At 74.7% G+C, this 20,216-nt stretch carries 24 protein-coding genes and 1 pseudogene; 8 read left to right on the top strand and 17 right to left on the bottom strand.

Annotation, left to right across the window (positions count from 1 at the left end):
• Window positions 1-24: 24 nt before the first annotated feature.
• Window positions 25-483, top strand: coding sequence for a DUF5709 domain-containing protein (locus AC2RP6_RS05395; RefSeq protein ID WP_486445109.1), 459 nt, complete (start codon window positions 25-27; stop codon window positions 481-483).
• 51 nt (window positions 484-534) lie between these two features.
• Here the strand turns inward: AC2RP6_RS05395 and AC2RP6_RS05390 are convergent, their stop codons facing one another.
• A complete protein-coding gene (locus AC2RP6_RS05390; RefSeq protein WP_486445108.1) occupies window positions 535-1,071 on the bottom strand; it encodes a SixA phosphatase family protein in 537 nt (178 codons plus the stop codon).
• 131 nt (window positions 1,072-1,202) lie between these two features.
• Here AC2RP6_RS05390 and AC2RP6_RS05385 point away from each other — a divergent pair, with 131 nt between their 5' ends.
• Window positions 1,203-1,577, top strand: coding sequence for a hypothetical protein (locus tag AC2RP6_RS05385; protein ID WP_486445107.1), 375 nt, complete (start codon window positions 1,203-1,205; stop codon window positions 1,575-1,577).
• Window positions 1,578-1,643: 66 nt separating this feature from the next.
• Here AC2RP6_RS05385 and AC2RP6_RS05380 read toward each other — a convergent pair whose 3' ends face one another.
• Window positions 1,644-1,829 carry a hypothetical protein gene (locus AC2RP6_RS05380; protein WP_486445106.1) on the bottom strand — a complete coding sequence of 62 codons (186 nt, stop codon included), beginning with the start codon at window positions 1,827-1,829 and terminating at the stop codon, window positions 1,644-1,646.
• A gap of 136 nt (window positions 1,830-1,965) precedes the next feature.
• On the opposite strand from AC2RP6_RS05380, the gene AC2RP6_RS05375 reads away from it, so the two are divergent.
• Together AC2RP6_RS05375 and AC2RP6_RS05370 are read left to right on the top strand one after the other, a co-directional pair.
• Window positions 1,966-3,177: an FUSC family protein gene (locus tag AC2RP6_RS05375; protein WP_486445105.1), complete on the top strand. Its 1,212-nt coding sequence runs from the start codon at window positions 1,966-1,968 to the stop codon at window positions 3,175-3,177.
• Window positions 3,178-3,226: 49 nt separating this feature from the next.
• The gene (locus AC2RP6_RS05370; protein ID WP_486445104.1) at window positions 3,227-3,613 is read left to right on the top strand and encodes a VOC family protein; all 387 of its coding nucleotides are present in this window, start codon (window positions 3,227-3,229) and stop codon (window positions 3,611-3,613) included.
• Between the two features lie 68 nt (window positions 3,614-3,681).
• Here AC2RP6_RS05370 and AC2RP6_RS05365 read toward each other — a convergent pair whose 3' ends face one another.
• From AC2RP6_RS05365 to AC2RP6_RS05350, 4 genes and pseudogenes are all read right to left on the bottom strand, one after another.
• Window positions 3,682-3,837, bottom strand: a complete 156-nt coding sequence (locus tag AC2RP6_RS05365) for a DUF6131 family protein (RefSeq protein ID WP_486445103.1) — start codon at window positions 3,835-3,837, stop codon at window positions 3,682-3,684.
• Window positions 3,838-3,896: 59 nt separating this feature from the next.
• Complete coding sequence (locus AC2RP6_RS05360) at window positions 3,897-4,460, bottom strand: AAA family ATPase (RefSeq protein WP_486450226.1); 564 nt, start codon at window positions 4,458-4,460, stop codon at window positions 3,897-3,899.
• Between the two features lie 225 nt (window positions 4,461-4,685).
• Window positions 4,686-5,012 (bottom strand): annotated as a pseudogene (locus AC2RP6_RS05355) (NUDIX domain-containing protein); the annotation flags it as partial.
• On the bottom strand, window positions 5,009-5,662 hold the full coding sequence (locus tag AC2RP6_RS05350; protein WP_486445102.1) for an NUDIX domain-containing protein: 654 nt from the start codon (window positions 5,660-5,662) through the stop codon (window positions 5,009-5,011). The gene AC2RP6_RS05350 and the pseudogene AC2RP6_RS05355, both read right to left, overlap by 4 nt.
• 156 nt (window positions 5,663-5,818) lie before the next feature.
• Between AC2RP6_RS05350 and AC2RP6_RS05345 the strand changes: the two genes are divergently transcribed.
• A complete protein-coding gene (locus AC2RP6_RS05345) occupies window positions 5,819-6,232 on the top strand; it encodes an alpha/beta hydrolase (protein ID WP_486445101.1) in 414 nt (137 codons plus the stop codon).
• Window positions 6,233-6,303: 71 nt separating this feature from the next.
• Window positions 6,304-7,014, top strand: a complete 711-nt coding sequence (locus AC2RP6_RS05340) for a DUF6193 family natural product biosynthesis protein (protein ID WP_486445100.1) — start codon at window positions 6,304-6,306, stop codon at window positions 7,012-7,014.
• Window positions 7,015-7,033: 19 nt separating this feature from the next.
• Here the strand turns inward: AC2RP6_RS05340 and thpR are convergent, their stop codons facing one another.
• Entirely contained in the window at window positions 7,034-7,618 is a 585-nt protein-coding gene (gene thpR, locus AC2RP6_RS05335; protein ID WP_486445099.1) for an RNA 2',3'-cyclic phosphodiesterase, read from the bottom strand.
• A gap of 102 nt (window positions 7,619-7,720) precedes the next feature.
• Window positions 7,721-9,355, bottom strand: a complete 1,635-nt coding sequence (locus tag AC2RP6_RS05330; protein WP_486445098.1) for an FAD-binding oxidoreductase — start codon at window positions 9,353-9,355, stop codon at window positions 7,721-7,723.
• 69 nt (window positions 9,356-9,424) lie between these two features.
• On the opposite strand from AC2RP6_RS05330, the gene AC2RP6_RS05325 reads away from it, so the two are divergent.
• Window positions 9,425-10,057: a TetR/AcrR family transcriptional regulator gene (locus AC2RP6_RS05325; RefSeq protein WP_486445097.1), complete on the top strand. Its 633-nt coding sequence runs from the start codon at window positions 9,425-9,427 to the stop codon at window positions 10,055-10,057.
• Between the two features lie 26 nt (window positions 10,058-10,083).
• Here the strand turns inward: AC2RP6_RS05325 and AC2RP6_RS05320 are convergent, their stop codons facing one another.
• Complete coding sequence (locus AC2RP6_RS05320) at window positions 10,084-10,947, bottom strand: LysR family transcriptional regulator (protein WP_486445096.1); 864 nt, start codon at window positions 10,945-10,947, stop codon at window positions 10,084-10,086.
• 95 nt (window positions 10,948-11,042) lie between these two features.
• Here AC2RP6_RS05320 and AC2RP6_RS05315 point away from each other — a divergent pair, with 95 nt between their 5' ends.
• On the top strand, window positions 11,043-11,774 hold the full coding sequence (locus AC2RP6_RS05315; RefSeq protein ID WP_486445095.1) for an SDR family oxidoreductase: 732 nt from the start codon (window positions 11,043-11,045) through the stop codon (window positions 11,772-11,774).
• 58 nt (window positions 11,775-11,832) lie between these two features.
• On the opposite strand, the gene AC2RP6_RS05310 is transcribed toward AC2RP6_RS05315, so the two are convergent.
• From AC2RP6_RS05310 to AC2RP6_RS05275, 8 genes are all read right to left on the bottom strand, one after another.
• A complete protein-coding gene (locus AC2RP6_RS05310; RefSeq protein WP_486445094.1) occupies window positions 11,833-12,450 on the bottom strand; it encodes a TetR/AcrR family transcriptional regulator in 618 nt (205 codons plus the stop codon).
• Window positions 12,447-13,409 carry a 3-hydroxybutyryl-CoA dehydrogenase gene (locus tag AC2RP6_RS05305; protein WP_486445093.1) on the bottom strand — a complete coding sequence of 321 codons (963 nt, stop codon included), beginning with the start codon at window positions 13,407-13,409 and terminating at the stop codon, window positions 12,447-12,449. Before AC2RP6_RS05305 ends, AC2RP6_RS05310 begins: the two co-directional genes overlap by 4 nt.
• Window positions 13,410-13,519: 110 nt before the next feature.
• On the bottom strand, window positions 13,520-14,692 hold the full coding sequence (locus AC2RP6_RS05300; RefSeq protein ID WP_486445092.1) for an acyl-CoA dehydrogenase family protein: 1,173 nt from the start codon (window positions 14,690-14,692) through the stop codon (window positions 13,520-13,522).
• Between the two features lie 67 nt (window positions 14,693-14,759).
• A complete protein-coding gene (locus tag AC2RP6_RS05295) occupies window positions 14,760-15,932 on the bottom strand; it encodes an acyl-CoA dehydrogenase family protein (RefSeq protein ID WP_486445091.1) in 1,173 nt (390 codons plus the stop codon).
• Between the two features lie 34 nt (window positions 15,933-15,966).
• Window positions 15,967-18,036, bottom strand: coding sequence for an acetate--CoA ligase family protein (locus tag AC2RP6_RS05290; protein WP_486445090.1), 2,070 nt, complete (start codon window positions 18,034-18,036; stop codon window positions 15,967-15,969).
• Window position 18,037: 1 nt separating this feature from the next.
• Window positions 18,038-18,229, bottom strand: coding sequence for a ferredoxin (locus tag AC2RP6_RS05285; RefSeq protein WP_486445089.1), 192 nt, complete (start codon window positions 18,227-18,229; stop codon window positions 18,038-18,040).
• On the bottom strand, window positions 18,226-19,641 hold the full coding sequence (locus AC2RP6_RS05280; RefSeq protein ID WP_486445088.1) for an NADH-ubiquinone oxidoreductase-F iron-sulfur binding region domain-containing protein: 1,416 nt from the start codon (window positions 19,639-19,641) through the stop codon (window positions 18,226-18,228). The genes AC2RP6_RS05285 and AC2RP6_RS05280 overlap by 4 nt, the downstream gene beginning before the upstream one ends.
• Window positions 19,638-20,153, bottom strand: a complete 516-nt coding sequence (locus tag AC2RP6_RS05275) for a hypothetical protein (protein ID WP_486445087.1) — start codon at window positions 20,151-20,153, stop codon at window positions 19,638-19,640. Before AC2RP6_RS05275 ends, AC2RP6_RS05280 begins: the two co-directional genes overlap by 4 nt.
• Window positions 20,154-20,216: the final 63 nt, after the last annotated feature.

Raw genomic sequence — 20,216 nt, 5'->3', positions numbered from 1 at the left:
CGACCCCGACGATCGGAGAACCCGATGACCAGCGCCGACGAGACCTACGGCGACGACGTCTACCAGCCGCAGGACACCGACGAGTCCGCAGAGGCGCAGCCCGACCTGGAGAACACCCTCGACGAACCGGGCCTCGACGACACCCTCGACACCGCGTACGTGCCCTTCGACCGCCCCCTGGCGGTCGACGAGCGGGGCACCACCGCCGCCGAGGCGCGCAGCGGCGAGACCCTCGAACAGCGGCTGGCGCGTGAGCAGCCGGAGGTGTCGGACCAGGACGAGACCTCCGACGAGGCCGGCGACGCCATGCTGGTGGGACCGGACCGGGCGGGCCGTTTGGCCGCGGTGGACGACACGGCTCCGCAGCGCCACGTCTCCGTACTGGCACGCGACGTCGGCATCGACGGTGGCGCCGCATCGGCCGAGGAGGCGGCGGTGCACGTCGTCGAGGAACTGCCGCCCGCCGAGGACCTGGACGCCTGACCGACGCAGCCGACCGCAGGCGGGTCGGCCGGCCGGGGTGGCCGGCCGGAGTCAGTGGGCCGGAGCCCACAGGGCGGCCAGGTGCCCCCGCCCCGGCGTCAGGTCCTCCCAGCCGCCCGGCAGGTCCACCACCACGACTCCGGAGGTCGGGAACCCGTCCCGCAGCCGTTCCAGGAGTTCGGCCGGTCCGGTGCCGCACAGGGCCGTGGCCAGCTCGTGGATACCGGTGTTGTGGCCGACGAGCGCCACGCAGCCGAGCCCGGCTCCGCGTTCCGCCAGTACGGTGACCAGCGCGTTCGGCGCCGCGTTGTACAGCCGCTCGTCGTAGACGGCATCCGGGGGGTCGGGCAGGGCCGGCACCAGCAGCTGCCAGGTCTGGCGCGTCCTGCGCGAGGGCGAGCACAGCGCCAGGTCGGCGCGGTAGCCGCTCTCCGCCAGCCAGCGGCCGGTGCGCGGGGCGTCGGCCCTGCCGCGTTCGCCCAGGGCGCGGTCGAAGTCCTCGGCGGGGTCCCCCTTCGGTACCGCCTTGGCGTGCCGTACCAGCAGGAGTCGGCACCCGGTCGTGAGCGGCGCTGGGTCCGAGGACATGGAGGTCTCCCTTGCGGCTGGAGCGCGTACGCGGGTACACGGTCATGGTGCGGTCGGCCCGCGGCGCGCGCACCCGCACCCCGCCCGGCCCGGCGCGCGGGCGCGGGCGCGGGCGCACTACGCTGCATCGAATGGAACGCGCAGACGTACTCAGGCGAGTGATCGGCATCCTCACCGAGGCCCAGGACATCCGCCGGGCCGCCGAGGCCGGGGACGACGCGGACGCACCGGCCGGGACGGCCGGAATGGCCACGCAACTCCTCAACGAGATGCTGCCGTCGATCACCGTCCCCGCCGAGGCGTCACCGCAGCAGGTGGCGACCCTGGTGGCCGAGGCGCTCGGCCCGGCCCTGCACACGATGGTCTCGGGCTTCAGCCTGGCGTTCACCAGCCTCGCGATCGCGCACGACGACGGGCGGACGGACGTCTCCTCGATCGAGGTCCTCCAGGAACTCGCCCTCGAAGTCGAGGCGGGCACCTACGACGACGGTCCCCGGGAGACCTGACCCGGCCCGGCCGGCCCGCCCGGCCGGCCCGCCCGGCCGGCCCACAGGGCCGGTGCGCGGACGACGTCAGTCCGCGTCCCGGTCCCGCGGGTGGGACATCTTCCGCTCCTGCCGGATGCGCAACTCCTCCGGCGTCTTGCCGGCGACCGGCTTGCTGGCCTCCGGGTGCACCGGGTCCGGGCCCGGGTGCTCCTGCGGCTGCTCCTCGCGGCCTCCGGCCGGCTCCTGACGCCTGTCCTGCGTACCCTTCATGGCTGTCGCTCCCTCGCAGATCCGATCGACGCGGACTTCGAACGTCCTCCACCTACCCCACGGGTCACTGCCGACACGACCGGACCCGTCCGTTCCGGTACGCGTCATCCGCCACGGGCTGGGAAGATGCCCACACATGCCGGAAACGATCAGCAGCTTCGCCACCCGTGTCGTGCGGCGCCGCCGCGAGCCGGTCGCCGTCCAGGCGCTCCGCTCCACCGCCGCCGCCGTGATCAGCTACGTCGTCGCGCTGCGCCTGAGCAGCGAACCGAACCCGCTGACCGCGCCACTGACGGCCCTGCTCGTCGTCCAGGTCACGCTCTACTCCACGTTGACCACCAGCATCCGCCGGGTCAACTCGGTGGTCGTCGGAGTCCTGATCGCCATCGGGTTCAGCGCCCTCGTCGGCCTCACCTGGTGGAGTCTCGGACTGCTGATCCTGGCCTCCCTGGTGGTGGGCCATCTGGTGCGCGTGGACGAGTTCGTGCCCGAGGTCGCGATCAGCGCCATGCTCGTCCTCGGCGTCACCCAGGTGACGGACACCGCCTGGGACCGGGTGCTGGAGACCGTCATCGGCGCGGTGGTCGGACTGCTGGTCAACCTCCTCCTCGCACCACCCCTCTGGATCGGCCCCGCGGGCGCCGCCATCACCGACCTGGCCCAGCGCATGAGCCGCCTGCTCGACCACCTCGGCGAGGAGTCCCTCGGCCCGGGCCGGGTCGAACAGGCCGCCGCCCGGCTCCACGAGGCGCGGCGCCTCGACAACGACATCGCACAGGTCGACACCGCCCTGCGGCAGGCCGAGGACAGCATCCGGCTCAACCCGCGGGTCAAGGAGGGCCTGCTCTTCCGGCTGGTGCTGCGCACCGGTCTGGACACCCTGGAGATCTGCGCCGTGGTGCTCCGCGTGGCCTGCCGGACCCTGACCGACCTGGCCAGGACCCGCCCCGACGGTCCGCTGTTCGAGCCGCTGACCGCCGCGGCCCTGCGCGAGGTGCTGCGCCACACCGCGATCGCCGTGGAGAGCTTCGCCCAGCTGATCACCGCCCAGGTCAGTGCCAACGCGGAAGAGGCCGAGGCGCGCCTGAGCCGTGAACTGGCCGTGGCCCGCGCCCACCGCGACCGGCTCGCCGACCTGCTGCTGGCCTCCGCCCGCGAGGACCCCGAACACTGGCAGCTGCGCGGCGCCCTGCTCACGGAGATCGACCGGGTGCTGGACGAGCTGGGTGTGGAGAAGCGCTCGCAGCGGCTGTTCGAGGAACTGGACGAGCACGCCCGCACCCGGCACACGGGGCGCCTGCGGGCGTGGGCCCGGTGGCGCCGCCGCACGGAACGGCCGCAGCAGTGAGCCGCCGGATGTGCGTGCGCCGCGGCGGCCCGTGCGCCAGGGTGGGGGCATGGTGCATGTACTGGGCAGCAGGATCCTGCTCCGCCCCACGGACCCCGAACGCTCCCGCGCCTTCTACGGTGAGACCCTCGGCCTCGCCGTGTACCGCGAGTTCGGGACGGGACCCGAGCGCGGCACGGTGTACTTCCTGGGCGGCGGTTTCCTGGAGGTGTCAGGACGGGCCGACGCCCCACCCGCGCCGGGCCTGCGCCTGTGGCTCCAGGTCGCCGACGTGCGGGCGGCGCACGAGGAGCTGAGCAGCCGTGGCGCCGAGGTGCTGCGGGCGCCGCTGCGCGAACCCTGGGGGCTGGTCGAGATGTGGATCGCAGACCCTGACGGCGTACGGATCGCCGTCGTGGAGGTCCCGGCGGACCATCCACTGCGGTTCCGCCCCTGACCGGGAGCGCTTACGGCCCCTGGCCGGGGCGGATCCGGGTCCGCCGGGAGCGCCAGGAACGCCCGGCGTCAGTAATAGTGCTTGCGGCCGCCCACGGCGTGCCCGACCGCGCCCAGAATCCAGAGCACCAGGCCGATGACGACGAGGATCACGCCTATCGTCCAGAGGATCGAGATCCCCGTGACGAAGCCGATGATCAGCAGGATGACGCCCAACACGATCATGACTACCTCCTGGTCCTGGTCGAACCGGTTTGGATGGCGTCTACCACGCTTCGGCGCCCTTATGCCTGTTTCGGTCGGAGATGTCGGTCCACCCCGGTCGGCGGTCCCGCGAGGTGCGTCTCGCGCATGACGCGCTCGACCGTCTCGGCGAGGGTGCTGCGTGCTCCGACGACGGTCTCGACGCCCCCGGGGAGGAGGTCGCGCTCGCGGTACCAGGCGCGCAGCTCCCGTTCGGTGACCTGGGCCAGCAAGGCGGGATCGGTCTTGGACGCATGGCGGGACAGCGTCTCCTCGAACGGGACGTCGAGGTAGTAGCAGCGCGAGACGCCGTGGTGGTCGTCGAGCAGGCCCAGCAGCATGTCGCCGTACCGGTCGGCGGAGAGGATGCCCTCGACCACCACGTGGTAGCCGGCGTCCAGGGCATGGCGGGCCACCGTGTCGATGAGTCCGATGTTGGCGCCGCCGGGCACGTCGTGCTCCCTCAGCACGGTCCGCCTCAGGTGGTCCTGGCCCACCAGGGCCACGCCGCGGCCGAACCGCTCGCGGATCCCCGCCGCCACCGAGGACTTGCCCGACGCCGAGTTTCCCCGGACGACCACGAGCCGGGTCTCCTCGCGCCCCACGGACCGGCGGGGGATCCCGGCGGCGCGGGTGCGACGGGTGCGGGGTGCGGCCTGCACCGGCTCCTCCTCCCGGTGTTCCACGGGATCCCCGGGACGCTGGAAGTGGACCGCCGCCGGTGCACCGTCCCGGTAGGCGTCCAACCCGGCGCGGCAGTACGCGACCATCGGCGCGGGCAGCTCGTCCAGCGGGTACCAGCCCATGCCGTCGCACCGGTCCGGCTCCCGCACGCCGGGCCGGCCGGACCACCTGCGCACCTCGAAGAACACGCCGAGGCGGGAGGAAGAGCCCATCGGCGGGCGGTGGTGCACGGTGACCGCCGCGCGCACGTCCGCGGCGTCGATGAGGATCCCGGTCTCCTCACGGGCCTCCCGCACCACCGCCTCCACGATGTCCTCGTCCGCCTCCAGGTGGCCCGACGGCAGGTGCCACATGCCGCTCGCGTACACCGGTCCGGCCCGCCGCGACAGCAGGACCTCGGGACCGCGGTCGCCGTCGCGGCGCAGCAGGAGATGGACGTCGACGGGCAGCGTGTGCCGCAGGGGGGCGCTCAACCGGTGCTCCCGGGGTGGTTCCAGCCGAGTTCGGTGTAGGGGCGTCCGGCGCGGATGCCGTCGATCGCGGCCCGGGCGTAGGGGACCATCGGCTCCGGCAGGGCGTCGAGCGGCCACCAGTCCCAGGACACGCAGCGGTCGGGCTCGCACAGTTGCGGCTCGCCGAGCCATCGCCGGGCCCGGAAGACCAGTTGCATGCGGGGCTGCCCGCCCGGCCGGTCCACGACGTGCACCAGGTGGACGAGGTCGACGTCGGCGGCGTCGATGACGAGCCCTGCCTCCTCCCGCGCCTCCCGCACCAGACAGGCCACGGCGGACTCCTGCTCGCAGTGCCCGGCGAGGAAGTGGTGGGTGGAGGCCGCGTAGGGGGAGTCGGGGTGCCGCAGCCCGAGCAGGACCTCGCCGTCGCGCTCCAGATAGAGATGCACCCCGACCACATGCGCCACCGCCCCGACCCCGCCGCGCTCCCCACCCCGGTCCGGGAGGGCGGCCGACCGGCAGGTGGGGCCCGCGTCGGAATCGGGGGCGGCGTCGGCGTCCGACTCGGCGTCGAGGGCGGTGAGCAGGTCGTGGAGCGCGTCGGGCTCGGCTGGATGGCGTTCGAGGTAGGCGGCGACGACGCCGCGGATGTGTGAGCGGGTAGGGGGCACGTGTACCTCACAGTTCCGGGGGAGGGCCGGTTCCGAGAACGGCTCGGGACCGACCCCGTCACGGTCGCTGCGGGGGCAGTCCGTGGACGGATGTTCGGGCCCTTGGCGAGGGGCCGTGAAGACCGGGTGCCCCGCGCTGAAACTCGCTCGAACAGGGTGGGGTCATCCTCGCGGGGGATTGCGCGCCCCCACTGCCGACCCGGGGACCACGTCACCCCCGAGCCGCCGGCGGCCACCCGCGCGTACGCCCGGACCGGCGCGCTGCCCCGGCCGGCGGCCGGCCGGTACCCGTTGATCGTCCTCTCCCCGGGCTTCACGATGCCGCGAGCCTCGCCGACCACCCTGGCGGAGGACCTCGCCGGCCGCGGTCACGTCGTCGCCGCGGGCGACCACGCGTACGAGTCGGACGGCACGACCTTCCCCGGCGGCCGGGTCCTCAGCTGCAAGGCCTGCGAACAGGTCTTCCCCGACAGGTCGTTGCACCGGCGTCGGACGGCCGGCCCCGGGACGTGTCCTTCGTCCCCGACCGCCTCACCGGCCCGCGCTCCGCCCGGCGCCACTCCCGGCTGATCGGCTCCCGGCACATCGGCATGGCCGGCCAAGGAGCCCCCCGCCCACCCCGCTTCGGGCAGACTGCGGTGATGAACACGGAGGCGGGGCACGGCGAGGACCGCTGGGGCGGCGACGGGGCACTACGGGCCGCGTTGAGAGGTACGGCCGAGGGGCTGGGGTGCGATCTGCCCGAGTCGGACCAGGACCGGGGCCGCATCGCGGAGTACGTCGCCCCGGGGCGCGGCCGACGCGTGACGGTGTACCCGCCCGGTGCGGAGCGCAGGACGTTCCAGGTGAACCTGTACGACCACCGCACGCGCCTGGCCTGCGGGTGGACCGCGGACCTGGCCGGGGCCGTCAGGGCGACGGCGGCGTGGACGGGTGGCGCGGGGCTCGTGCAGACCCGGGCGCGCGCCCCGTTCCTCCTCTTCAGACCCTGGGCCCTCGCCCACGAACGGGAGCCGTTCGGCGGCGTCGAGTTGACCTGGCGGACCAAGCTCGACCTGGTCCACATGCCGCCCTACGACCGGTACCCGCGCGCCCACGCGGTGCCGGCGGCGGCGTACGCCGAGCCGCTGCTGCGTGGGCTGATGCCCGTCAACAGCCACCTGAACCTTGGGTTCTCCACCAGGATCCACGAACCCTGGAAGGCTCGGGTCGGCCCCGCGCTTCACCCTTACGACGAGGGGTTCTACGGGGTGCGGGACGGCGGCGAGGTGGTCGCCCGCGCCGCGACTCCGCAGGAGGCCGTGGCCCACGTGGTGGCCGCCCTCCCCGAGGGGCTGGGGCCGGCGCGCTGAGACGGGGCGGAGCAGCTCGCTACCCGCCGGGTGGGAAGCTCCAGGCCTCGATGTCGCGGTAGTGGATCGGACCCGGGCCGCGGCCGATGTTGCTGCCCACCAGGTGCAGGCGCGCGGCCGGCCAGGAACGGCCGGAGAAGCCGGCGAGCCCGGCGGCGGCCTCCACCACGCACGCCGGATCGCTCCGGCGGGTCCGGGCCAGGGTGAGGTGGGGGCGCAGCGGGCGGTCCTCGAAGGGGACACCGCACTCCTTGACCACGGCGCGCACCTCGGAGGCGAGCAGGTGCAGCCCGTCGAGGTCGCCGTCGACACCGCTCCACAGCACCCGCTCGTCGAAGTGCCCGCCGCCGCGCAGCGACAGTGCGAGGGGGCGGCGGGCCGCCGCCAGCTCCGCCAGCGGCGGCCGCAGCAGCGCAACGGTGCCGACCGGCAGCTCCCCCAGGAACGCCAGCGTGATGTGCCAGTCCTCGATGCGGTTCCACCGCATGCCCGGGTACGCCGCGTACGCGGGCCGCAGCGCCCGCGCGAGCTCCTCCTTGGCGTCGTCGGGCGGGGCGAGCGCCATGAACACACGAACGGTCGAGGGCTGGATCTGTTCCTTCACAGAAGCCTTCGTACCGTACGCCGCACGCTCCGGTCACTTCGGTCCGGCCGACGGCCCGGCCCGCCACCGCCCCGCGGTACCGCCGTGCTCCCGTACTGCCGCTCAGTCGACGAGCACGCCCGGGTTGAGGATGCCCCGAGGGTCCAGTGCGCCCTTCGCCGCGCGCAGCGCGAGGGCGAAGGGGTCGGGGCGCTGGCGGTCGTAGCCCGGACGGTGGTCGCGGCCGACGGCGTGATGGTGGGTGATCGTGGCCCGGTGGCGGTGCAGGACATCGCTCGCCACCGCCTTCAGGTCGTCCCAGAAGGCCACCTCGTCGCCGGGGCGACCCCCCGCGAGGACGGTGAAGTACGGGGCCGCGCCGTCGGGATAGACGTGCGTGAGGCGGCAGTTCACGGTCGCCGGATGGCCGGAGGCCTTGAGCGCGGCCTCCCCGACCTCCCTGCGCACCGCTTCGATCAGGCCGGGGATCCGGTCCCAGGTGGCCGCCGTCTCGAAGGTCTCCGCGACGGCTCCCATCCGGGCCAGGCCGTCACGGAGGTACGGCATCCGCAGGAAGGCCGAGCGCCAGGCGCTCACGGCCGCGTCGGCGTCCGCCGCGCCCGGGGCGCCGGCGCCGCTCGCGGCGTCCGCACCGTCCGCGCCGCCCCGCCTGCCGCCGTGGGAGCGGGCCAGGTCGACGGCCTGCCCGAGCCGGGCGGTCACCGGTCCGTCCGCGGACTCGAACCCCAGGACCAGCACGGCGGAACCGTCGTGCGAGGCACCCGACAGTGCGGCCTCGCCGGCGTCCAGCAGCCGGCAGTTGGCGGGGGACAGGTCCGACTGGGCGATGGCCCGCACCGCCTCCAGCGCGGCGCGGAAGTCGGTGAAGGAGAGGGAGGCGGACGCCTTGTGGGCGGGGCGCTCCTGCAGCCGCACCCACGCCTCCGTGATGACCCCGAGCGCGCCTTCGGAGCCGAGAAAGAGCCGGTCGGGGGACGGGCCCGCGCCCGACGCGGGCAGCCGCCAGGAGGCGCTCGTACCGGCCGGCGTGACCACGCGCAGGGACTGGACGAAGTCGTCGATGTGGGTACGGCCGGTGGCGTAGTGGCCGCCGGCCCGGGTGGCGAGCCAGCCGCCCAGCGTCGAGAACTCGAAGCTCTGCGGGAAGTGCCGCAGGGTCAGCCCGTGGGGGCGCAGCTGGTCCTCCAGACCGGGGCCGAGCGTGCCGGCCTGGATGCGCGCCGCCCGGCCGACGGTGTCGACCTCCAGGACCCGCGCCATGGCCGTCAGGTCCATGGACAACACGGCCCGGTGGGCGTCGCCGCGGTACTCCACGCCGCCGGAGACCGACGAGCCGCCGCCGTACGGGACGACCGCGACCCGCCGCTCGCCGGCCCAGTGCAGCAGGTCGGCCACCTCCTGCTCGTCCGTCGGGCGTGCGACCAGGTCGGGGATGCGGCCGGGCCGCCCGCGCAGCGCGCGCACGACGTCCCGGTAGGCCTTGCCCATGGCGTGGGCGGCGCGCTCCTCGGGCCCGGTCGTGACCAGGTGCGCCAGGCTCGACGGGGGCTCCACGGCGGGCCGGGCGATTCCCAGGTCGCGGACGCGGGGGACGGGGAGGGGGTGGCCGAGGGTGCCGGGTATCAGGGCGCCCATCGCGGCGCACTCCGCGTCGTCGGGGTGCGCGTCCGCCCACCCCCACCCCCACCAGGACCGGGTGCGCGTGGTGGGGGCCGGCTGCTGCGTCGTACCGGGCATGGAGGCGCTCCAGAGATCGCGGGACAGGAACTTACCTTGCGGTAAATTACTTACTGATAATATCCGCCCATGGCAACCCCACGCTCGAAGGCCGGCACCAAGGGAGTCCCGCGGCACCAGCGCCGGGAGCAGATCCTGGCCGCCGCCACGGCGGAGTTCGGCACCCACGGCTACGCGGCCGCCTCCCTCCCCGCCATCGCCGAGCGCGTCGGCGTCACCAAGACCCTGCTGCACCAGTACTTCGGCACCAAGGAGGACCTCCATCTCGCCTGCCTGGTGCCCGTCGGAGAGCGCCTGCTCGACACCGTCAGGACCGCGATGGGCGAGGACGGCACCACCCCGCACACGCCCCTGCGGGTGCTCGGGAGCATCTTCACCGCCCTGGAGGGGCAGCGGGAGGCGTGGTTCGTCCTCTACGACACCTCCCTGCCGGCCGGCGGCGCGGCCGCCCGCCGGGCCGCGGAGTACTGGTCCGCCGTCGACGCCCTCGCCGCCGACGGCACCGCCGACCTGCTGCGGGCGGCCGGGTCCGAGGACCCGCTGGACGCGGACGCGCTCAAGTACGTCTGGCGGGACCTGGTCGCCACCCTCGTCCGCTGGTGGGTCAAGCACCCCGACGAGTCCCCGGAAGCCATGACCCGGCGCTGCGCCCGCCTCTTCGCGGCGGCCGCGGCCCTCACCCCCGCCGAACCACCCTGCTGATCGGCGCCCATGGGCGTAGACCGGCGCTACGGCATGTGCTGCTGCATGCGCGTCGCCGTGCGGACGAGGTCGGCGACGGCCGTGGACCGGCTGTGCGGGGGCCAGGCGATCACGGTGGTGACGGCCGGCGCGTCGAGCACGGGAACGGCGGCGAGGTCGCCGGGCAGTTGGGCCCGGCACGACTCCGGTGAGACCGCGCACGCGCGCCCGAGCGAGACCAGCTGCAGCAGCTGCGCGTGGTCGCGGACCCGCGGGCCGGGCCCGCCCGGGTAGCTGCCGTCGGGGTCGGGCCAGCGGGGCAGGGGCAGGCCCGGCAGCCCGGTGATGTCCGCCATGTGCACATGGGTCCGGGCGGTGAGCGGATGCCCGGCGGGCAGGACCACGACCTGCCCCTCCGTGCCGAGCTCCTCGGTGTCGAAGCCGGCCGTCGGGTCGAACGGCCGGTGCAGCAGCGCCACATCGGCCCGGCCCTCGCGCAGGAGCCGCCCCTGCTCGGCCGGGCCGCACAGGATGACGTCGACGGGAACCGCGCCGGGTTCGGCGGCGTACGCGTCGAGCAGTCGCGCCAGCAGTTCCCTGGACGCGCTGGCCTTCGTGACCAGGACCAGGCCGGGGCGCCCCGTCACGGTGAGGGCGGCGCGGCGGGTCCGGCGCTCGGCCGCCTCGACCGCGTCGAGTGCCGCCCGGCCCTCGACCAGCAGCACCGAGCCGGCCCCGGTCAGCGCCACCGTGCGACTGGTCCGGTCCAACAGCGCCGCCCCGAGGCGCCGTTCGAGCTGCTGGATCGCCCGCGACAACGGCGGCTGCGCGATCCCGAGCCGCTGCGCGGCCCGCCCGAAGTGCAACTCCTCGGCGACGGCGACGAAATACCGCAGTTCCCGGGTCTCCATCCCGACACGCTATACCGGATCGATACCCTGAGGGTATCGCCGCGCACCCGATCGGTCTTGGACTCCCGCCCGCACCCGAAGGCAGCATCGTCCCCATGACTGAACGAACGATCGCGCTGGTCACCGGCGCGAACAAGGGAATCGGCCACGAGATCGCCGCGGGCCTGGGCGCCCTCGGCTGGAGCGTCGGCATCGGCGCCCGCGACGACCGGCGCCGCGGCGCCGCGGTGGAGAGGCTGCGCGCCGCCGGCGTCGACGCGTTCGCCGTACCGCTGGACGTGACCGACGACGCGAGCGTGACCGCCGCCGCACGGCTCATCGACGAACGGGCCGGACGCCTCGACGTGCTCGTCAACAACGCCGCCATCGCGGGGGACATGCCGCAGGAGCCCACCCGGATCGACCCCGCCACCATCAGCCGGGTCGTGGACACCAACGTCGTCGGCGTCATCCGCGTCACCAACGCCATGCTGCCGCTGCTGCGCCGCTCCGCCGCACCCCGCATCGTGAACATGTCCAGCAGCGTCGGCTCCCTCTCCCGGCAGTCGGCCCCCGACGCCGAGCAGACCGCGGGCCCGGTGTCCGCGGCGTACGCGCCGTCGAAGACGTTCCTGAACGCCGTCACCCTCCAGTACGTCCGCGAGCTGAGCGGCACGAACATCCTGATCAACGCCGGCTGCCCCGGCTACGTCGCCACCGACCTCAACGGCTTCCGCGGCGTACGCACCCCCGAACAGGGCGCGGCGATCGCCGTCGAACTCGCCACCCTGCCCGCCGACGGCCCCACCGGCCAGTTCCTCGACGACACGGGCCCCGTGCCCTGGTGACACGCCCGGCCCGACGCCCTGCACCGGGCGGGACCCCTCTGATCGCGGGGCCGGGACGTCAGATCTCCGGGAAGGCGGGGTCCACCGAGAGGGTGGGGGCGATGGTCCGCCAGATCGTGGAGCGGGCCGTCGCCAGGTCCACCCGGGGGTCGTCCAGCATCAGCCGGATGCCCAGGCCGTCGCACAGCGCCAGCACCAGGGTGCTGAGCGCCGCGACGTCGCACTCCGCGAACTCGCCCGACGCGATGCCCCGTTCGACGGCGCCGCCCACCCACGCGTGCAGCTGGTCGTACAGGTCGACCGCCAGGTGCCGGGCCGCCGCGTCGCGCTGGGCGCGCACCCACAGTTCCTGCCAGAGCTTCCAGTCCTGGCGCAGCTCAGCGTCCGACGGCAGCATGCTCCGCAGGATGCGGGCCAGGAGCACCGAGGCCGGGACCGAGCCGCCGTCGGCGCCGGCGTCCGTGTCCGTACCGGTCTGCGCGAAGGAATGCGTCATTGCCTCGGCGAAGAGCTTCTCCCGCGTGTCGAAGTGGTAGTGCAGCAGTGCCTTCGACACCCCGGCGTGCTCGGCCACCTTCCGCATGCTGACGTTCTCGAAGCCGATGTCGGCGATGACTTCGCACGCCGCCGTGAGGATGCGCTCCCGCGTCTCCAGTGCGCGATCGGCCTTGGTCACGTCGTCTGCTCCCCGTGTCGGCGCCCGTGGGCGGGTCGGCCCGGCCCCGCGGCCGCGCCCGCTCCGCCCTCATCCTCGCGCATCGCGCCGCCTCCCGGACCCCCGTAGCGGTGGAAGCCCCGGCCCGCCTTGCGGCCCAGCAGCCCGGCGTCGACCATCCGGGACAGCAGCGGCGGAGGCGCGTACAGCGGCTCGCGGTACTCCGCGTACATCGACCGGGCGATGGCCTGCACCGTGTCCAGACCGATGAGGTCGGTGAGCGCGAGCGGCCCCAGCGGGTGCGCGCACCCCAGGGTCATGGCCCGGTCGATGTCCTCGGCCGAAGCGGTCCCGCACTCGGCCATGCGGACCGCGGCCAGCAGGTACGGCACCAGCAGGGCGTTCACGACGAACCCCGACCGGTCCCGCGCCCGGACGACCTCCTTGCCCAGCACCTCGGCGGCGAAGGCGTGCGTCCGCCGGACGGTCTCCTCACCCGTCAGCAGCGACGGCACCAGCTCCACGAGCGGCAGGACCGGCACCGGATTGAAGAAGTGCAGGCCGATCACCTGCTCCGGCCGCGAGGTGACGCCGGCCGGGCGGATCACGGGAAGGGAGGAGGTGTTCGTCGCCAGGACGGCGTCGCGGCGTTCCACGACCCGGTCCAGCATCCTGAAGACCTCCAGCTTCGCCCCCTCGTCCTCGGCGACCGCCTCGACGACGAGGTCCCGGTCCGCCAGCCGGTCCGTGTCCGCGGTCACCTCGATCCGGCCCGCGGCGGCCTCCCGTTCGGCCGCCGTCAGCTTCCCGGACGCCGCGGCGCGCTCCAGGGAGCGGCCGATCCGCTCCAGGCCGGCGGCCGCGGCCGCCCGGGACGTCTCCACCACCACGACGTCCCGTCCGGCCCGGGCGCACACCTCGGCGATCCCGGATCCCATCAGTCCGCAGCCCACGACCCCGACCCGTTCGACATCGGTCATCGCTTCGTCCTCCCTCCACCACTCCGGCCACTACGACGCGCAAACGGGGCGGTGGCCCGGGCGGCGGCGCCCGCCAGGGGGCCACCGCCGCCCGGACCACCGGCGACACCTCACCCCGCGGACGGCATCCGCAGCACTCCCGTACCGCGCTTGACCAGCTCGCCCGCGACGATCAGGCGCTGGATCTCCGAGGTGCCCTCCCAGATCCGGTCGACGCGCAGCTCCCTGTACAGGCGCTCGACGGGGTAGGAACGGTCGTAGCCGCGACCGCCGAAGATCTGCAGGCACCGGTCGACGACCCGGCCGGACGCCTCGCTCGCCGCCAGCTTGGCGATGGCGGCCTTGGCGTGCAGCGTCTTGCGGTCGACCACGCCCTCGTCGACCTCCCAGGCGACCTGGTGGGTGTAGGCACGGTTGACGGCGATGTCCACGGCGCAGTCGGCCAGCATGCCCTGGATCAACTGGAAGTCGGCGATCGGGGAGCCGAACTGGCGGCGCTCCACCGCCCAGTCCCGGGCCAGCTCCAGCGCCCGCTCCGCCGCGCCGATCGTCCGGGCCGCGATCATCAGCCGCTCCTCGGTGAACCAGGAACGCGTGATGTCGTACCCCTGGCCCACCTCCCCGAGCACCGCGTCCTCGGGGACGAACACCTCGGTGAAGGTGAACTCCGGGTGCTCGTAGACGAAGGTGTGCATCCAGCGCGGCACCCGGGTCATCTCGATGCCCGGCGTGTCCTTGTCGACGAGGAACAGCGTCGGAGCGCCCTCCTCCCCGGCTGCCGCCAGCACGATCATGAAGTCGGCGTGGTCCCCGACGGTGACGAACCACTTCTCGCCGTTCAGCACCCAGCCGCCGTCAGCCCGCGTCGCCGTCGTCCGGATGCTCTGCGGGTCGGATCCCGCCTCGGGCTCGCTCACCGCGTAGCAGTCCCGGCGCCGGCCCCGGATCACGGGCACCAGGTAGCGCTCGCGCTGCTCGCGCGTGCAGAAGGACAGCGCGTTCGCCGGCCGCCACACCATGTCCCACAGCGCGCCGGTCAGCCGCCCCAACTCGGCCTGGACGGTGACCTGCTCCAGGATGGTGAGACCGGCGCCGCCCCACTCCACCGGCATGTTGACGGCCTGCAGCCCGCTGTCGAGGACGGCGTCGCGGATCTCGGTGTGCGCCCGCGGGGGCAGGCCGTTGTTCTCCTCGCAGTCGAGCTCGTACTTCATGATGAAATCGGTGAGTTCGCGCGCCGTGCCCCGGAGCTCTTCCTGACGGGCGGTGAGACGGAAGTCCATGTGCTGTCTGTCCTCTGGGTCGGGGTGAAGGTGGATCTTCAGGGGGCCGGGGCCGGGGCCGGGGCCGTCAGGCGGCGGGCAGGGCGAGGGCCCGAGTACCGCGCTTGATCAGCTCGTTGGCGATGATCAGGCGCTGGATCTCGGAGGTGCCCTCCCAGATCCGGTCGACGCGCAGCTCCCGGTACATGCGCTCGACGGGGTAGGAACGGTCGTAGCCGCGACCGCCGAAGATCTGCACACATCGGTCGATGACCCGCCCGGCCGCCTCGCTCGCCGCGAGCTTCGCCGTCGACGCCTTCGCGTGCAGCGTCTTGCGGTCGGTCTCCGGGCGGTCCGCCTCCCAGGCGACCTGGTGGGTGTAGGCACGGTTGACGGCGATGTCGACGGCGCAGTCGGCGAGCATGCCCTGGACCAGCTGGAAGTCGGCGATGGGGGAGCCGAACTGGCTGCGCTCCACCGCCCAGTCCCGGGCCAGCTCCAGGGCCCGCTCCGCCGCGCCCACGGTCCTCGCGGCGATCATCAGCCGCTCGTCGGTGAACCACTCCTTCGTCAGCTCGTAGCCGTTGCCGACGCCGCCGAGCACGTCCTCGTCCGGTACGAACACGTCGGTGAAGGTGAACTCGGGGTGCCCGTTCACCGCGGAGTGCATGAACCGCGGGACCCGGGTCATCTCCACACCCGGCGCCTGCTTGTCCACGAAGAACAGCGTCGCCGCCCGCTCCGGACCGGCGTCCGCCTGCACCAGCAGGAAGTCCGCGATGTCACCGCAGGTCACGAACCACTTCTCGCCGTTCAGCAGCCAGCCGCCGTCGGCCCGTGTCGCGGTGCTCGTACCCGAGCCCGGGTCCGAGCCCGCACCGGGCTCGGTCACCGCGAACGCGTCGAACCGCTCACCGCGGATCACCGGCATCAGGTACTTCTCCCGCTGCGCCCCGGTGCCGTACGCGAGGACGTTCGCGGGCCGCCAGGGGATGTCCCACAGGCAGTTGGTGACCTTGCCGAACTCCTCCTCGACGATGACCTGGTCCAGCAGGGACAGGCCCGCACCGCCCCATTCGGCGGGCATGTTGATCGCGTAGACCCCCGCGTCCATGGCGGCGCGGGTCAGATCCCGGACGGTGTCGGCGGGCAGCGGCCCTCCGGCCTCCTCCGACTGCTCCTCGTAGCGCATCAGCAGGCGCGCGTAGTCGGCGGCGCGGGCCTTCAGCGCGGCCTGTTCGGGGGTGTAGCGGAAGTCCATGTGTCCTCCAGAGCACAGGGGTGGGGTGGAGCGGTCAGTGCAGGACGGCCCGGCCGTCCAGGGCGAGGGCGCCGTCCGGGCGCACCAGCAGCGGGTTGACCTCCAGCTCGGCGATCTCCGGGTGCGCCGCGGCGACCGTGGTGATGCGCTCGATGACGGCGGCCGCCGCGGCCACGTCGACGGCCGGCCGCCCGCGTACGCCGTCCAGCAGGGCGGCGCTGCGCAGTCCCCGCAGCAGGGCCTCGGCCCGCGCCGCCGGTACGGGGGCCAGGGCGAAGGCGACGTCGCGGAGGGTCTCGGTGAGGACGCCGCCGAGCCCGACCATGGCGACCGGCCCGAACCGCGGGTCCCGGTTGACGCCCACGATCAGCTCGATGCCGTCCGTGAGGTCGGCCATCGCCTCGACCGAGTGGGCGGGAGCCCCGAGCCGGGCGTGCATCTCCCGGTACGCGGCCAGCAGCGCGTCCCGGTCGGCCAGGCGCAGCGCCACACCGCCGGCGTCTGACTTGTGCAGGAGGTGCAGGGCCTTGAGCACGTACGGACCGTCGAACTCCGCGGCCGCGGCCAGCAGCCCGGCCTCGTCCGTGACCTCGCGGGCCGCCGGGAACGGTACGCCGGCGGCGCCGAGCAGCGCCCGCACCCCGTGGTAGCCCGGATCCGCCAGCGGCGCGGCGGGGGACGGCAGGGCCGGGACGCCCGCGGCGTCGGCCGCCGCCCCGCCCGTCATCGCCGCCAGTGCGCGGGCGGCGTCCTCGGTGGCCGCGAACACCGGCACCCCGGCCTCCGCCAGCACCCGGCAGCTCGGCGACTGCGGATACATCGACTGCAGCACCAGCGGCTTCGGCGTCGCGGCGAGGTGCGCGACGATCTCCTTGGCGGCCAGGGCCTCGCCGTCGGCGAGTGCGGAACCCCCCGACGGGCCGCCGCCCAGACCCCCCTCGGAGGCCGCGTACCCGCCGAAGTACCCGGTCATCAGAACGGCGTCGACCTCGTCGGCGGCCAGCAGCTCGCGCGCCGCGTCCGCGTACGACAGCGGCCGCTGCTCCCCCGACCCCGCCAGGTCCACGGGGTTGCCGACCGAGGACTGCTCCCACAGCACGGCCCGCAGTCCGTCCTGCGTCGGCCCGCCCAGCTCCGGTACGTCGAGCCCGGCGTCCTCGGCGGCGTCGGCGGCGATCGCACCGTGGCCCCCGCCGTCGGTGAGGACCGCGGTGCGCAGGCCCCGGGTCCGCGGCCGGGAGGCGAGCGCGACCAGCGCGACGGTCATCTCCCGCGGTGTGCGGACCAGTTCGACGCCGGCGTCGCGGCAGGCGGCGGCCACCACGTCGGCCGAGGTCGTCAGCGCCCCGGTGTGCGACCGGGCGCTGCGGGCGGAAGCGCTGCCGCGTCCGGCGGTCAGCAGTACCACCGGCTTGCCGGCCGCGGCGGCGGCCGCGGCGAAGGCCCGGCCGTCACCGAAGTCCTCCGCGTAGACGGCGATGGCGGAGGTGGCCTCGTGGCGGGCGCAGTCCTCGACGAGGTCGACGAGGGTGACGTCGGCCTGGTTGCCGAGCGAGACGAAGCGGGAGAAGCCCAGACCGTGCGGCTCGCCGCGCAGCTGGAGTTCGAGGGCGAGGTTGCCGCTCTGGCTGAGCAGGGCGACCGCGCCGGCGGCGAAGCGGTCGGAGGCGAGGTACAGCTCCGTGGTGTTGTCGGCGACGCCCAGGCAGTTGGGTCCGACGAGGACGGCTCCGGCGGCGCGTACGCGTTCTGCCACCGCCCGCTGCCGGGCCAGTCCCGCCGGGCCGGCTTCGGCGAAGCCCGCGGTGATGGCGACGATCGCCCTCGCCCCGCAGGCCAGGGCCTCGTCGACGGCGGCCTCGAAGCCGGCGCCGGGTACGGAGACCACGACCAGGTCGACGGGCTCGCCGACCGCGGAGAGGGAGGTCGCGGCGGTCCGGCCGAGGACGGTCCCGCCACGCCGGTTCACCAGGTGGACGGGCCGCCGGTCGGGGGCGCGCAGGGCCTGTGCGGCCACCGCGTGGCCGTACTTCGCCGGATCGTCGCTGGCGCCGACGACGGCGACCGAGCGGGGGTCGAAGAGTGCGGTCAGATCACGGCCCATGTCATCCCTCCAGGCGCAGGGCGGAGTTGGGGCAGCTGTCGGCGCAGGCGCGGGCCTCGTCCTCGGCGCCGGGCGGGACCACGAGGGTGATCAGCCGCGCGTAACCCCATTCGTCGAGTTCGACCAGGTCGGGTGCGGGTTCCTGGCACAGTCCGTAGCCCTGGCAGCGGGTGGAGTCCAGCAGGAGTTTCACGGCGTTCCTTTCAGCGCGGGCAGCGGGAGGGGGGTGGGGGAGGCGGCCGGCAGGGGGAGCCGGGCAGGGGCGCCGACTTCGGGTGGGCGGACCGGGGGTGCGGAGGCTTCGGGTGCGGCCGCTCCGGATGCGGTGGCCCCGGGGACGGCCGCCCGGGTGGCGACCTCCGGGACGCTGACGGTGAGGCGGCGGGAGCCGTCCGCGGGTGCGGCCTCCGCGCACACCGGGCACGGTCCGACCAGATGGGAGCGGACGAGCCGGGGGAACGAGCGGAGCAGGCTGCCCGCGACGCCGGCGGCGGCGTCGAGCAGCCCGCAGGCGCCGCGGCCCCGCAGTCCCTGCGCCCAGCGGTCCAGGTGGTCGGCGGTCTCGGGGGCGGCGGTTCCGGCGGCGAGGCCGGACAGGGCCCCGGCGACGGCCGCCGTCCCGGACACGCAGACCCCGCACTGGCGGGCGCTCTCGGCCGCGAGGTGGCCGGCCGCGTCGGCGGCGGTGGTCACGGGGCACCGGCCGGGGCCCAGGAAGTGGACCGCTCCGCAGCCCAGGGCGGTGCCCGCGGCGGTGAGCGCGTCGGGATCGAGGGGGAGGCCGAGCGCGGCGGCGTCGACGAGCCCGCCGAACAGCCCGCCCATCAGGGCTCCGGCGGCGTCGGGGAGGGCGTGCCGCGCGGCCAGGGCGCGCAGCGGGACTCCGTACGGGACCTCGGTGAGCACGGCGGCGACCGGCCCACCGGACAGGGTGACCAGGGTGCTGCGGGCGACGGCGTCGCGCAGGTCGGGCCGGGCGGCCGTCAGCGCGATCCGTGCGAGCGTCTCGACGTTGGCGACCAGCGTCGGGGCGCCGCCGACCCCTCGTTCGAAGGGGCGGGGTGGCTTCGCGGTGGGCAGCGCCGGCCCGCCGTCGATCCGGCGGACCACTGCCGTCTCCTCGCCGGCGACGTAGGTGTGCTCCGTCTCGACGACCTCGACGACCTCGACGGGCAGCGGCGGCGGGTGCTCGGCGAGGGCCCGGCGCACGCTCTCGCCCGCGACCGGGTCGGAGAGGTAGACGAAGCCGCGGACGGCGCCGGTGACCGCCGCGGCGCGGGCGAGACCGTCGAGGACGAGGTGCGGCCGGGCCCGCAGCAGCCAGCGGTCCTTGACGGAACCGGGCTCGCCCTCCTCGCCGTTCGCCACGACGACCGGGCGGCCGCCGCGCTCGCGTACGGAGCGCAGCTTGACGGCGGCCGGGAAGCCGGCGCCACCCCGGCCGCGCAGCCCCGAGGCGGCGAGGTGGGCGAGCAGTTCGCGGTGGGCGGTGGTCGCGGCGTAGCCGCCCGAGGCGCGGTAGGCGTCGGCGCTCTCCGTCCGGTCCGGAGCCGTCCCGAGGACGGTGCCCGGGGGCTGCGCCGTGGGGAGCCGGATGGTCGTCATCGGCTGCCTCCTGTCCGGGTGGGGGTGGGGGTGGGGGTGGGGGTATGCGTGCGGGGGTGGGTGCGCAGGGTCCGTACCGCGCCCTCCAGCGCGGTGCGGGCCGCCGCGGTGCTGCCGTATCCCGGCCCCGGGAGGCCGATGAGCATGCGGTGGTGGTCCAGGACGACCTCGGCGGCGAGCAGGGCGGCGGCGGGGTCGCCGGCACGGGAGCCGGCGGCCACCGAGGTCACCAGGTCGGTGACCTCGGCGAGGTAGCGGAGCCAGCTGCGCCGGCTGCCGCGCAGGATCAGGCGCTCCACGCGGCGCCGCTCGGCGGCCGCCAGTTCCTCGGCCGTCGCTGGTTCCTCGGCCGTCGCCGGGTCCTCGGCCGCCGGTGCGCCGGGGGTGCGGTGCCGGAGACTTCCCGCGGGCGCGTCCCGCGTCGAGGCGCGCAGCGCGGCGACCGCCGTGGGGAGTTCTCGCTCCGGTTCGGGGGTGAGCCCGAGCCAGTCCAGACGCCGACGACCGCTCATGCGTGCCTCCGGGAGGTGGGATCCCGCCGCCGGTCCGGCGTCCGACGGAGTCGGGCGGCGGGG

This window comes from Streptomyces sp. WAC03905, assembly GCF_057371075.1.
Note: the sequence above shows the minus strand (reverse complement) of the source record. Positions and strands in the feature narration are given on the sequence as shown.